The following is a 13,341-nucleotide window of genomic DNA, read 5'->3' as shown; positions in this document are numbered from 1 at the left end:
TTTATCGATTGTTGCGGCTACGGGTCGCCCGTTTCAATGAGGCCATTCACCGGTTCCCTAAAGGCCCGGTGCCTCAACGAACAAGAAGGGCAAAGACATGGCGACGTGTGGCGAAGTACTGGTCAAGTTACTCGAAGGTTACGGGGTCGAGCAGGTGTTCGGCATTCCCGGGGTGCATACCGTGGAGCTGTATCGCGGGCTGGCCCGTTCGAGCATCAACCATGTGACTCCGCGTCACGAGCAAGGCGCCGGCTTCATGGCCGACGGCTACGCCCGCACCAGCGGCAAACCGGGTGTGTGCTTCATCATCACCGGCCCGGGCATGACCAACATCACCACGGCCATGGGCCAGGCTTACGCCGATTCGATCCCGATGCTGGTGATCTCCAGCGTGCAGTCGCGCAGTCAACTGGGCGGCGGTCGCGGCAAGCTGCATGAACTGCCGAACCAGAGCGCACTGGTCGGCGGCGTGGCGGCGTTCTCTCACACCCTGATGTCGGCGTCCGAATTGCCGAGTGTACTGGCCCGTGCGTTTGCGCTGTTCCAGGCCGGGCGTCCGCGTCCGGTGCACATCGAGATTCCGCTGGACGTTCTGGTCGAAGAAGCCGATGACCTGCTGGCCAGCGTGCCGGTCCACATCGACCGCGCCGGTGCTGCGCCGGCTGCGGTGAGCCGCATGACTGAACTGCTGGCCGGCGCCCAGCGTCCGCTGATCCTTGCCGGTGGCGGCGCCATCGACGCGGCTGCCGAACTCACCGAACTGGCCGAACTGCTCGATGCACCAGTGGCCCTGACCATCAACGCCAAAGGCATGTTGCCGTCCAGTCATCCGCTGTTGATCGGTTCGACCCAGAGCCTGGTGGCGACCCGCGCCCTGGTGGCGGATGCCGACGTGATCCTGGCAATCGGCACCGAACTGGCGGAAACCGACTACGACGTCACCTTCGCCGGCGGCTTTGAAATCCCCGGCAAACTGCTGCGCGTGGACATCGATCCGGACCAGACCGTGCGCAACTATCCACCGCACGTGGCGCTAGTTGCCGATTCGCGCAACGCCGCACAAGCATTGCTGAGCGCGCTGTCGCACAAGCCGCTGGCCGAACGCCGCAACGATTGGGGTCAGGTACGCGCCGCGCGTCTGCGTGAAGACCTGTCCGCAACCTGGGACGCGCCGACGCTGGCTCAGACCCGTTTCCTCGAAACCGTGCTGCACGAACTGCCGAACGCAGTGTTCGTCGGTGACTCCACGCAACCGGTATACACCGGCAACCTGACGTTCAACCCGGAGCGTCCGCGTCGCTGGTTCAACTCGTCCACCGGTTACGGCACCCTCGGTTACGCCTTGCCGGCGGCGATTGGCGCGTGGCTCGGCGGCAACCTCGAACACGGCGCACGTCCGCCGGTGGTGTGCCTGATCGGCGACGGCGGTCTGCAATTCACCCTGCCGGAACTGGCCAGCGCCGTGGAAGCCCGCACCCCGGTGATCATCCTGCTGTGGAATAACCAGGGTTACGAAGAGATCAAGAAATACATGGTCAACCGCGCCATCGAACCAGTGGGCGTGGACATCTACACCCCGGACTTCATCGGTGTGGCCAAGGCCCTGGGGTGCGCGGCGGAAGCGATCAGCTCGGCTGAACATTTGCGTGGCGCCCTGCGCGCCGCCACCGATCGTCAGGGCCCGACCCTGATCGAAATCGACCAGACCCAATGGATGAAGGCGGTGGCCAAATGATCAATTTCCCGACCACACTCGACGGCCTGTACATCAACGGCCAATGGTCCGCCGGCCGCGAACACCTGCGCGTGATCAACCCGGCCACCGAAGCGCTGCTGACCACGGTCAATGGCGGTGACGAAAGCGCCGTCAACCAAGCGGTGACGGCCGCAACCGAAGCCTTCAAGGACTGGTCGAAAACCACCGGTGCCGAGCGCGGCGCGATCCTGCGCAACATCGCCAATGGCGTGCGCAGCGGACGTGATCACTTGATGAAGTTGCAGTCGAGCAACAACGGCAAACCGCAGTTCGAGGCGGGCATCGATGTCGATGACGTGATCGCCACCTTCGAGTATTACGCCGAACTCGCCGAAGGCCTCGATGTGAAACAGGACAGCGATGTGCCGTTGCCGAGCGACGACTTCAGCGCACGTCTGCGCCGCGAACCGTGCGGTGTGGTCGGCCTGATCGTGCCGTGGAATTTCCCGATGGTCACCACCGCATGGAAACTCGCGCCAGCCCTGGCCGCCGGTTGCTGCGTGGTGCTCAAACCGTCGGAAGTCACGCCGCTGCCGGAGCTGGAACTGGCAGCCATCATCGCCGAGTCCGGCCTGCCCAAAGGCGTGTTCAACCTGGTGTGCGGCACCGGCCTGGCGGTCGGTGCGCCGCTGTCGGCGGACCCGCGCATCGCCAAGATTTCCTTCACCGGCAGCAACGCCGTGGGTGTGCAAGTGATGCAGCGCGCCGCCGAGACCGTGAAGGGCGTGAGCCTGGAACTGGGCGGCAAATCCTCGCTGCTGATTCTGGAAGATGCCGACCTTGATCTGGCGGTGGAACTGGCCTGCGGCGGTGGTTTCTTCAACGCCGGGCAGATGTGCTCGGCCACCAGCCGGGTGCTGGTCGCCGATGAGCTGGCCGATGAATTCCTGATTCGTCTGCAGGCCCGTGCGGAAAAAATCCGTGTGGCCGACCCGTTCGATCCTGAAGTCGAGATGGGCGCGCTGGTCAATCAGGCGCAGTACCAGCGTGTGCTCGGTCACATCGACCGCGGTCTGAGCGCCGGTGCCAAGCTGATCTGTGGCGGCAATCGTCCTGTAGATCTGCCGCGCGGATATTTCTTGCAGCCGACGATCTTCACCGAAGTGCCCCTCGACAGTGCGCTGTGGTGTGAAGAGATCTTCGGCCCGGTGATCTGCGTGCGCAGTTTTGCTTCGGAAGCGGAGGCGATTGCCCTGGCCAACGACAGTCAGTTCGGTCTGGTGGCCAGTGTGGTCACGCGCAATGCCGAAACCGCGGATCGGGTCGCCAACGCCTTGCAGGCGGGGCTGGTGTGGCTCAACGCACCGCAGGTGATCTTTCCGCAGACGGCGTGGGGTGGCTACAAACAGAGCAGTATCGGCCGCGAGTTGGGGCCGTGGGGTCTGGCGGCATTTCAGGAAATCAAGCACGTGATCCGCGCGCTCTGAATGCCCGAAAAAGGTCAGCGCATGCCTCGCAACGAGGCATGCGCCGGCGTCATGGCTCCAATGAGTTTTTATCGATAGTCAGGTGTTTTGCACGACCTCAGGATGAACCCGCTGATCACGTTCAAGCCCTTTGAAATCGGGGGCTTGAGCGATTCCGATCACGCACGGCAAGGGTTGCGGTCAATCTCATACTTACAAGAATAATGGGAGTCCCAAATGGGCGAGCACGATCTGAACAGGCGTCAATTCATCAAAACCGTCGGCGTGGCCTCGGTGGCTGCGGCGGCCATGAGCATGCCCTTCATCCGGGCCAGCGCCAGCGACACCCGATTTGCCGGCAAGACCCTGCGCCTGCTGACCTGGTCCGATGACACGGGTCTGGCCGCACTGCGCAACATCGCTGCAACGTTCGAAGCCAAGACCGGCGCCAAAGTGATTGCCGACCGCACCGGCAGCACCTCGGAAATGGTCGCCAAACTCAAGGCCGGCGGTGACCGTCCGCAGTACGACATCATCACCCTGGCCGGGGTCGGCGCCGAAGGTCTGGCCGCTGCCGGACTGCTGGAAAAACCCGACCTCAACCGTATTCCCAACCTGATCGACGTCCCGGAAAAATACCGCACCGGGGCAAACGGTCACGGCATCGGCTACCTGCTGTGGTGCAACAGTCTGGTCTACAGCACGCGCACCCAGAAGGAAGCGCCGGACAGTTACGCCGCGCTGTGGGACGCCGATCTGGCACCGAACATTTTCTTGCCGCCACCGAACTGGACCGAGGCGATGGACCTGATCATCATCGCCGCCAAACTGGCCGGTGGTGACGAGCACAACATCGAGCCGGGCTTCAAGAAACTCGCGGAGTTGAAAGACCGCGTAGTGACCCTGGGCGAAAACCCCAACCAGATTGCCGAGCTGTTCCGCACCGGCTCCCTGGACATGGGCGGCCTCTACGCCCCGGCGTTTTTCCCCAAGCAGATCCGCGACCCGAACTATGGCCTCGGTGCCACGTTTGGCATGAAGGAAGGTTTCTACACCGACCTGATGCTCTCGGTGATGCCGAAGAACCGTCCGGGCGACACCGACCTGGCCTACGCCTTCATCGATCACTCCCTCGACCCGCTGGTGCAGGGCAAGATGGCCGAGGACATCTTCAACGGCCCGGTCAACGCCAAGGCGATCATCTCCGCCGAAGCGCGCAAGAGCCCGTTCATCCTCACCCCGGAGCAGATCGCGGAGAAGGCGATCATGCATGACAACGCCTTCCTGGCGACCGTGCATGACCAGTGGATTCGTCGCTACACGGAAATCTTTTCTTCCTGATCGAGTGATGGACGCAGGTTCTTCAAACACCGAAGTACCTGTGGGAGCTGGCTTGCCAGCGATAGCAATTTGTCAGTGACATCATGGTCGACAGGTAGGCCGTCATTGCTGGCAAGCCAGCTCCCACAAGGCTCGCGGTGGTTTGGAAATCTGTGTCTGTCAGTTGTTTTTCCATTGACGAGATCATTGCTATGGAACATCAATCCCTGACCCAACCGGTCGGCGCGGGCGACGTGCGCCCGGCGCGCGGTGTTTCGCCGACTGCGCGAGCATGGTTTTTCCTTACGCCGTCGATGCTGTTTCTCGGCGTGCTGATTGCCGCCAGCCTGCTGGTGTTGCGCATGAGCGTCGGCACCAAGGGCGCGGAGTGGTCCGGTTTCAGCCTGGCCAGTTACGCCCAGTTGCTCGAACCCTACTACCTCAAATCGTTGCTGCTGACCTTGCGTCTGGCGCTGATCAGCGCGGTGATCGCCGTGGTGCTGGCGATCCCGGTGGCGTACACCATGTCGCGCCTGACATCGCCATTCGTGCGACGGATCTTTCTGGCGGCGGTGCTGTTGCCGTTGCTGGTCAACCTGCTGCTGCAAAGCTACGGCTGGCTGGTGATCCTCGGCCCCGGCGGCATGCTCAACCAGACCCTGATGGGCCTCGGTCTGATCAAGCGTCCGATCATGTTGCTCTACAACCAGAACGGCGTGTTGATGGGCCTGGTGCAGACCGCGTTTCCGCTGGCCGTGCTGCCGATTGCCAGCGCCATGCGCGGCGTCGCCCGCAGCTACGAAGAAGCTGCCGCGACGCTTGGCGCCAGCCGTTTCCAGGTGTTCCGTCAGGTGGTGTTGCCGATGAGTCTGCCGGGGATCATCACCGGCGCGACGCTGGTGTTCGCCTACAACGCCAGCAGCTTTGTGGTGCCGTTGCTGCTCGGCGGTCGGCGCGTGCCGATGCTCGCGGTGATGGTGCATGACCAGATCGCCCCGCTGATGAACTGGCCCGCCGCGTCCGCCGCCGGGGTGGTACTGATCGTCACCACCCTGGCGATCATGACCTTGTCCGAATACATCACCGGCCGCCGTCGCCGTCTGCTGGAGGCTTCGCAATGAGTGCCCTGATCAAGAAGCGCCAGTCGCTGTTGCCGGGCGATACCGGCAAGTTAGCCGGCATTCTTTCCGGGATCATTTTGTTCCTGGCCGTGTTGCCGATCCTGACCATGATCGTGATGTCGTTCAGCGGTGCGTCGAACCTCGACTTCCCGCCGAGCAGCTACAGCCTGCAGTGGTACAAGGCCGCGTGGCACACCTTCGTTTCGCCGGACGCCAGCGATGTGCTGAGCCTCGGCCAGGCCATGGGCACCAGTCTGCTGGTGGCGTGCCTGACGATGATTTTCGCCACGCTGATTGCAGTGCCGGCGGCTTACGCACTGACCCGTTGCGAGTTCCGTGGCAAGGGCGTGGCGCTGCAACTGATGTCGCTGCCGCTGGTGTTTCCGATGGTGGTGCTGGGACTGGCCTTGCTGCTGGTGTTCGATAGCCTGCCGTTCCACATGACCACCTCGCGGCTGGTGATTGCCCATGTGATTCTGGCGCTGCCGTTCGTGGTGAAGAACTGCACGGCGGCCATGCTTTCCATCGGCAGTGAAGTCGAAGAGGCGGCGCAGATGCTCGGCGCTTCGCCGCTGCGGGCCATCGTCGATGTGGTGGTGCCGTTGATGAAATCGGGGATTCTGGCGGGGATGCTGCTGGCGTTCATCGTCTCGTTCAACGAATTCACCGTGACCTATTTCCTCTACACCATCGACGTCATGACCGTGCCGATCTGGATGTACAGCCGCACCGTGTCATCGCTCGACCCTACCGTGTTCTCGTTTGCCGTGCTGATCGTGCTGATCGACTTCGTCCTGATCTGGGCGCTGGAGAAGCTGGTGGGCGAGGGCGGCGTTTCCTTTTGATTGTGAGGTGCAACATGACTGGACTGATTCTGGAAAACGTCGAGAAACACTACGGCTCGGCCTGCGCGGTAAAAGACGTCAACCTGCATTTGCCCGAGGGCAAACTGGTGTGTTTCCTCGGTCCGTCGGGCTGCGGCAAGACCACCTTGCTGCGAATGATCGCCGGGTTGGAAACCCTTACCGGCGGCGAGATCCGCCTGGACGGCGAAGACATCGGCCACACCCCGGCGCACCTGCGCAACTTCGGCATGGTGTTCCAGTCGCTGGCACTGTTCCCGCATATGACCGTGGGCGAGAACATCGCCTATCCGCTGAAACTGCGCGGCGTGAGCAAGGCTGATCAACAGGCGCGGGTCGTTGAGTTGCTGGAACTGATCCAGCTGCAACCGATGATCGACCGTCCGGTGGCGAAACTCTCCGGCGGTCAGCGTCAGCGAGTGGCGATTGCCCGGGCGATTGCCTCGCACCCGAAAATCCTGTTGCTCGACGAACCGCTGTCGGCGCTGGATGCCAAATTGCGTGAGTCGATGCAGGTGGAAATCCGCCAACTGCAACAACGCCTGAACATCACCACCATCATGGTTACCCACGATCAGCGCGAGGCCATGACCATGGCCGATATCGTGGTGGTCCTCGGTGAACATCGGGTACAACAAGTGGGCACGCCGATTGAAATCTATCGGCACCCGGCCAACGAATTCGTGGCGGACTTCATCGGCTCCGGCAATATCTTCCCGGCCACCGCGCTGGGCGACGGCAAGGTCGTGCTGCCGGGCGGCGATGCCCTGCAAGTGCCGATCTGCAGCAGCATCGTGGTCGGGCAGAAAGTGAAGATGTTGATTCGCCCCGAGGATCTGCAACTGTCGGCGCCCCAGGCCACGGCGGGCAATCGCTTGCTGGGCAAGGTGACGTTTGTGCGGGATATCGGCGCGACTATCGAGACTACGGTGGAGTGTTCCGGGGTGACGTTTACGGCGCTGAGTACGCCGTGTCAGGGGATTGGGTTGGGGATCGGGCATCCGGTTTCGGTGACGTTGCCGAGTGAGGCGTGTCGGGTGCTCGGCGCCTGATACGGACTTGCCCCCTAATCCCCCTCACCCCAGCCCTCTCCCCGAGGGAGAGGGAGCCGACCGAGGTGTCTCGCGCTATCCGTCGACCTGAGAGATCGAGTCGATTATGGATTCGGTAAAGCAATTTCAGGTCGGTGTATTTCTAGAATATTCCCCAATCGGTTCCCTCTCCCTCCGGGAGAGGGCTAGGGTGAGGGGCTTTTGAGAGTCAGACACTCAATCTCAGGCGCGCCAGATCCCTCAACGGCGGCGCCCCAAACAACCGGCTGTACTCGCGGCTGAACTGCGACGGACTTTCGTACCCCACCCGATACCCCGCCGCCGAAGCCTCCAACCCTTCGGCCAGCATCAAACGCCGCGCCTCCTGCAGGCGCAGCTGCTTCTGATACTGCAACGGACTCATCGCCGTCATCGCCTTGAAGCGGTGATGCAGGGTCGAGACACTAAGGTTCACTTCCTTCGCCAGATCATCGATGCGCAACGGCTGTTCGAAGTTGCCGTTGAGCCATTTGATCGCCTGGCTGATGCGGTGACTCTGGCTGTTGGCGATGGCGATTTCGTACAGCCGATGGCCCTGCGGGCTGCGCAGCAGGCGATAGAGAATCTCCCGGCGGATCAGCGGCGCGAGCATGGCGATGTCTTTCGGCGTGTCGAGCAGTCGGGCCAGGCGCAGCACCGCATCGAGCATCGCGCTGTCGATCCTTTCCACATACAGACCACGCCCGGTCGGCCGGGTCGGCACGCCCATGGGGCCGGCGTCGGCGATCAGCGCGGTGATTTCAGCCGGGTCGATGTCCAGGCGCACGGCGAGGATCGGTTCCAGAGGCGAGACATTCACCACCCGACCGCTCAACGGCATCGAGACCGACACCACCAGGTAATTCAGCGGATCATAATTGAAGTACTCGTCCGCCAGCCGTACCTCCTTGCGACCCTGAGCCATGATGCACAGCGCCGGTTGCGCGAGCACCGGGGCGAAATCGTGGGATTTGGTGTGGCGCGACATGAACAGCGAGCCGACGGCGGTGGCATAACTGCCATCTTCGGAGGTGTTGCGACGAATGATCGCCGCCAGTTCCTCGCGCTGCTTTTCCATGTCGGCTTCCATGTCGGCATCGCGCGGCGCCTGAAAACGATCGAATGACGTCATGCACAGCCTCCTCGGCAAGGGATGGAATGGGAGCAGAGCATAAGTTTGTGCAAGCGCAAGCGGTAGACACATCCTGCGAAATGCTTGCCTGATCCTGCATGGCGTTGCTGGCCTGCCCAGACATGACAGGGCGCCTCCCGGAAAACTTGCTCGAAACCGGTGTGACAGGACGGTGACAGCAATTCACGATCTGTTACAGGTCTGGAAGACAGTCTCGCAGGATTGTGCAACGCGACGGCAGGAATCGACTAACGGCGAGCATTGCCCGGCCCTTAACCTTGGATCCTGTCGCAGCCCGTCCCCGGCTGCCACGCGACTCCCTGGGAGGGTTGAACATGTCCAAGCAGATTCCCGTCAGTCATATGGCCTTCGTTCGAGCGCGCGCCGGGCGCTCGGCGGAACTCGGCATGCGCCTCAGCGCGTTGATCGAACCATCCCGTGCCGCCGCCGGTTGCCTGAGCTTTTCCCTGCAGCATTCGCAGTGTGATCCGGAGTTGTGGCTGGTTTCCGGTTTCTGGAATAACCAGCAATCGATGACCGCCTATTTCAGCAGCCCGTCGATGGAGGTTTTTGCCGAGCTGGTGCAGGACCTGGTGGTCAACAGCCTGGATTTCCATACGTTTAAAGACGTGTCGGCAGCGCAGGCGCTGGGTCAGAGTTGCGCGCCGATACACAAACTTGCCGGTTGAGGGTTTAATGGCCGGCCTATCTGACTGAGCCAGGACCTGCGACATGGCACGTAAAGAGTTCGAACACTTCGAAGCGGTTTCCGCTGTAGTCCCCGTCGAATTGGGCAGCAACAAGGGTTATTTCGCGGCAATCGCGGTCAAGGCCCTGGTTGACGGCGGTGCGCCACGCTTTCACAAACTGTTGAATGACCAGGTCTTCCCTGGCGCCATTGCCGCCGATGAAGCGGCCATCAATGAGCTGGACAAGCTCAAGGGCGTCACTGATGACGCCGAGCTGATCTGGTAACTCCGTTTACTTGACGGCGCCCGGGCGCCACATCTTGAACAATGCCTCCGGCCCCAGCTGGAAATAATCCGCCGGCCCGCCGCCGCGCAGAATCGGTTCTGCGGCGGCGGTGTCGTAGATCCCGTCCTTCAACAGCCATTTGGCAATGTGCACGGCGACCACTTCGCCGAGCACCAGCCAGCTCGGCACCGTCTCGCCGTCGGCGCGCTGCAATTGAATGATCTGCGTGACCTTGCACTCGAAGGACACCGGGCTTTCGGCCACGCGCGGCACGGCAATCACCTTCGACGCCACCGGCGTCAGCCCCGCCAGTTCGAACTCGTTGACCCCCGGCGCGACCGCTGCGCAGCTCTGGTTCATCTGCTCGGCCAGCGGCCGGGTCGCGAGGTTCCAGACGAACTCACCGGTCTGCTCGATGTTGTTCAGGCTGTCTTTGCGCCCGACGCTGGAGAACCCGATGATCGGCGGAATGTAGTTGAACGCGTTGAAAAAGCTGTAGGGCGCCAGATTCAACCGGTCCTCGGCATCCTGCGAAGAAATCCAGCCGATGGGGCGCGGACCGACGATCGCGTTGAAAGGATCGTGGGGCAGACCGTGGCCGTTGGCCGGTTCGTAGAAATGGATGTCATCGGGCATGGCGGGGTGTTCCTGAAGGCTTTTATAAGCGGCCAATAGTGCAAGTCCGGTCCGCGAAGATCAAATCCCGACCTTTGGAAATGAACAAGCCCGGCAATGGCCGGGCTTTGGTGTCTGCATTCTGCCGATCAGCTGATGGCTGCAGCAGTGCCGGTTTTATCGAAACCGTCGGCTGCGATGGCAGCAGCGGTGCCGGTCTTGTCGAAACCGTCAGCCGCGATGGCAGCAGCAGTACCGGTCTTGTCGAAGCCATCGGCAGCAACGGCTTTGCCGACGTTGGTTTTATCGAAACCATCGGCAGCGTAGGCGCCCGAGTGGCTGGTTTCGATGGCGGCGCTGGCGCCGTTGATGAAATCGGCGGATTTGGTTTTGTCCGAGCCATCGGCGGCGAAGGTGTTGGCGGCCAGTACGGACAGGGTCAGGGCGAGGATCAGTTTGGTTTTCATGGTCGTTCTCCAGATTCGATATTCGTTGGCGGTGTGTCTTGCATGGGGTTCATGCTACGCCAAATAAATTGATTAAAAAGCGCAAAATAATGCTAAAAACAATCGATTAACTTGATATTAAGGGCGACGCATTCAATTCGCTTTCGTCGTCGGAGCGAGCGTCGCGCAGGTCATCGATCAGGTAGGTGCAGGATGCAGCAGGGGCATTAACCGGTGATTAATCGCCGCTTTTGGGTTGTGTGACAGATTTTTCATACATTCCCGACCGGTTTTTCACCCTCGTAACGCCAGTCTGCCGGCGGCCAGAAAACCAAGAACCGGCCGTCTCACACTGGAGCTTTACCTGCAATGAACAAACTGCCTCAAATCACCCTGGCCTTTTGGGTCATGAAAATCTGCGCGACGACCCTGGGGGAAACCGCGGGGGATTTGCTGTCGATGACCCTGAACGTCGGCTACGCCATGAGCTCGCTGATCCTGATCAGCGTGTTCGTCCTGACGCTGGTCACGCAACTGATGTCCAAGACCTACAAGCCGCTGCTGTACTGGATCGTGATCCTGTCGACCAGCACCGCCGGTACCACCATGTCCGACTTCATGGATCGCACGCTGGAGCTGGGCTACGCCACCGGTTCCATGATCCTGATCGCGATCCTGCTGGCGATCTTCGCGGCGTGGCGCCTGAGCGGCGATTCGCTCAACGTCACCAAGGTGCAGAGCTTTCGCGGCGAGATGTTCTACTGGATGGCGATCCTGTTCTCCAACACCCTTGGCACCGCGCTCGGCGATTACCTGGCGGACGACTCGGGCCTGGGCTTTGCCGGTGGCGCGCTGTTGATCGGCTCGGCGATTGCGGTGGTGGTACTGCTCAAGTACTTCACGAAGATTTCGTCGGTGGCGCTGTTCTGGGTGGCGTTCGTGCTGACCCGGCCGTTTGGCGCGACCCTGGGCGACCTGATGACCAAGTCCCATGAGAAGGGTGGACTGGACTTCGGCACCATCGGTTCGTCGGCGGTGCTGGCAGGGATTCTGCTGGTGATGATCGTGGGCGCGTCTTATGCGCAGAAGCGCTATGGCAGCAAACAGGGCGTTGCCGAGTTGTCCTGATCGGGATATCGGACAGGAAAGAAACGCGCGAAGGTCTTGCACCTTCGCGCGTTTTTTTTTGCGATCAGTCAGTGACGATGCGCGAATGTTTCTGGGTGTCTTTCATGGTGATGTACACCAGCAGGGACACCGCGATGCACGCGGTCACGTACCAGTAGTAACCGGTTTCCATGCCGATGCTCTTGAACCACAGCGCGATGTATTCGGCGGTGCCGCCGAAGATCGACACGGTCAGTGCGTACGGCAGGCCGACGCCCAGAGCGCGGATTTCGGTCGGGAACAGCTCGGCCTTTACCACGGCGTTGATCGAGGTGTAGCCGCTGACGATGATCAGCGCCGCCATGATCAGGAAGAACGCGCCCCACCAGGTCTGGATGGTGTGCAGGGTCATCAGGATCGGCACGGTGAAGATCGTACCGAGCACGCCGAAGGCGATCAGGATCGGGCGACGACCGATCTTGTCGGACAGGCCGCCGATGATCGGTTGCAGACACATGAACAGAAACAACGTGGCGGCGGAAATGGTGGTGGAATCGGAGATGCTCATGCCGACGGTGTTCACCAGGTATTTCTGCATGTAGGTGGTGTAGGTGTAGAACGCCAGCGTACCGCCCATGGTCAGGCCGACCACGGTGAGCAATTCCTTCGGATGGCGCAGCAAGGTGCGCATGGCGCTTTCCTTGGACTTCTCTTTCTTGGTGAACGACTCGGTTTCTTCCATGCCACGACGCAGGTACAGCGCGACGATTGCACACAGCGCGCCGATGGCGAACGGGATGCGCCAGCCCCAGGCGTACAGCTGTTCGGTGGTCAGCATGTTCTGCAGCACGATCAGCACGCCCAGCGCGATGAGCTGGCCGGAAATCAGGGTCACGTACTGGAAGCTGGAGAAGAAGCCACGACGTTCCTTGGTCGCCATCTCCGACAGGTAAGTGGCGGAGGTGCCGTATTCGCCACCGACCGACAGGCCTTGCAGCAGACGGGCGAACACCAGCAGGATCGGCGCGCCGATGCCGATGGTTTCGTAGTTCGGGCTGAGGGCGATCAGCAGGGAGCCGAAGCACATCAGGTACACCGAGGCCATCAGCGCTTTTTTACGGCCGACCTTGTCGGCGTACAGGCCCATCAGCCAGCCACCGATCGGGCGCATCAGAAAGCCCACGGCGAAGATCGCGGCGGTGTTCATCAACTGGGCGGTGGTGGAACCGGCGGGGAAGAAGGTCTTGGCGAAGTACAGCGAGAAGGCGGCATAGACGTACCAGTCGTACCACTCGACCATGTTGCCGACGGAACCGCTGAAGATCGACTTGATGCGACTGGCGGTGGTTCGTTCTTTGACCGGCACGGCAGCCGACCCAAGAGGCAGGGCGTTGGAGTTATCCATTGAAGGATCCTTCGTTTAATTGTTTTTGTGGAGCGCGTTGAAACGCAGCCTGCGGGGGCTATAGCAGGAGCTGTGCCAACGGGGAGAGGGCCGGTTTAGAGGGGGTGGGGAGATGGGTTGAGCGG

At 61.4% G+C, this 13,341-nt stretch carries 13 protein-coding genes; 9 read left to right on the top strand and 4 right to left on the bottom strand.

Features of this window, described 5'->3' with window-relative positions; all coding sequences use genetic code 11:
* Positions 1–97: 97 nt before the first annotated feature.
* The 6 genes from IF189_RS22245 to IF189_RS22220 all read left to right on the top strand — a co-directional run bounded on the left by IF189_RS22245 (position 98) and on the right by IF189_RS22220 (position 7,518).
* Positions 98–1,735: a 5-guanidino-2-oxopentanoate decarboxylase gene (locus IF189_RS22245; protein WP_192552277.1), complete on the top strand. Its 1,638-nt coding sequence runs from the start codon at positions 98–100 to the stop codon at positions 1,733–1,735.
* The gene (locus IF189_RS22240) at positions 1,732–3,183 is read left to right on the top strand and encodes an aldehyde dehydrogenase family protein (protein ID WP_192552276.1); all 1,452 of its coding nucleotides are present in this window, start codon (positions 1,732–1,734) and stop codon (positions 3,181–3,183) included. Before IF189_RS22245 ends, IF189_RS22240 begins: the two co-directional genes overlap by 4 nt.
* Before the next feature lie 216 nt (positions 3,184–3,399).
* A complete protein-coding gene (locus tag IF189_RS22235) occupies positions 3,400–4,503 on the top strand; it encodes an ABC transporter substrate-binding protein (protein WP_011335694.1) in 1,104 nt (367 codons plus the stop codon).
* A 191-nt stretch (positions 4,504–4,694) separates the two neighbouring features.
* Positions 4,695–5,603 (top strand): ABC transporter permease, encoded by a 909-nt coding sequence (locus IF189_RS22230; protein WP_007960163.1) that lies wholly within the window; start codon positions 4,695–4,697, stop codon positions 5,601–5,603.
* Positions 5,600–6,448 carry an ABC transporter permease gene (locus IF189_RS22225; protein ID WP_134827929.1) on the top strand — a complete coding sequence of 283 codons (849 nt, stop codon included), beginning with the start codon at positions 5,600–5,602 and terminating at the stop codon, positions 6,446–6,448. The genes IF189_RS22230 and IF189_RS22225 overlap by 4 nt, the downstream gene beginning before the upstream one ends.
* A 14-nt stretch (positions 6,449–6,462) precedes the next feature.
* Positions 6,463–7,518, top strand: coding sequence for an ABC transporter ATP-binding protein (locus IF189_RS22220; RefSeq protein ID WP_108563115.1), 1,056 nt, complete (start codon positions 6,463–6,465; stop codon positions 7,516–7,518).
* Between the two features lie 208 nt (positions 7,519–7,726).
* On the opposite strand, the gene IF189_RS22215 is transcribed toward IF189_RS22220, so the two are convergent.
* The gene (locus tag IF189_RS22215; protein ID WP_192552275.1) at positions 7,727–8,668 is read right to left on the bottom strand and encodes an AraC family transcriptional regulator; all 942 of its coding nucleotides are present in this window, start codon (positions 8,666–8,668) and stop codon (positions 7,727–7,729) included.
* A 335-nt stretch (positions 8,669–9,003) separates the two neighbouring features.
* Here IF189_RS22215 and IF189_RS22210 point away from each other — a divergent pair, with 335 nt between their 5' ends.
* On the top strand, positions 9,004–9,357 hold the full coding sequence (locus tag IF189_RS22210) for a putative quinol monooxygenase (protein ID WP_085709576.1): 354 nt from the start codon (positions 9,004–9,006) through the stop codon (positions 9,355–9,357).
* Between the two features lie 43 nt (positions 9,358–9,400).
* The gene (locus tag IF189_RS22205; protein WP_065258578.1) at positions 9,401–9,643 is read left to right on the top strand and encodes a hypothetical protein; all 243 of its coding nucleotides are present in this window, start codon (positions 9,401–9,403) and stop codon (positions 9,641–9,643) included.
* Positions 9,644–9,649: 6 nt separating this feature from the next.
* Here IF189_RS22205 and IF189_RS22200 read toward each other — a convergent pair whose 3' ends face one another.
* Positions 9,650–10,279 (bottom strand): flavin reductase family protein, encoded by a 630-nt coding sequence (locus tag IF189_RS22200; RefSeq protein ID WP_192552274.1) that lies wholly within the window; start codon positions 10,277–10,279, stop codon positions 9,650–9,652.
* 128 nt (positions 10,280–10,407) lie between these two features.
* Entirely contained in the window at positions 10,408–10,725 is a 318-nt protein-coding gene (locus IF189_RS22195) for a hypothetical protein (RefSeq protein WP_114885136.1), read from the bottom strand.
* A 348-nt stretch (positions 10,726–11,073) separates the two neighbouring features.
* Here IF189_RS22195 and IF189_RS22190 point away from each other — a divergent pair, with 348 nt between their 5' ends.
* Positions 11,074–11,832 carry a hypothetical protein gene (locus IF189_RS22190; protein WP_192552273.1) on the top strand — a complete coding sequence of 253 codons (759 nt, stop codon included), beginning with the start codon at positions 11,074–11,076 and terminating at the stop codon, positions 11,830–11,832.
* Between the two features lie 64 nt (positions 11,833–11,896).
* On the opposite strand, the gene IF189_RS22185 is transcribed toward IF189_RS22190, so the two are convergent.
* Positions 11,897–13,216 carry an MFS transporter gene (locus IF189_RS22185; RefSeq protein WP_192552272.1) on the bottom strand — a complete coding sequence of 440 codons (1,320 nt, stop codon included), beginning with the start codon at positions 13,214–13,216 and terminating at the stop codon, positions 11,897–11,899.
* Between the last annotated feature and the right edge of the window lie 125 nt (positions 13,217–13,341).

It is taken from the genome of Pseudomonas sp. IzPS59 (assembly GCF_014863505.1).
Classification (GTDB): domain Bacteria; phylum Pseudomonadota; class Gammaproteobacteria; order Pseudomonadales; family Pseudomonadaceae; genus Aquipseudomonas; species Aquipseudomonas kribbensis.
This window is presented reverse-complemented; position numbering and strand designations above follow the sequence as displayed.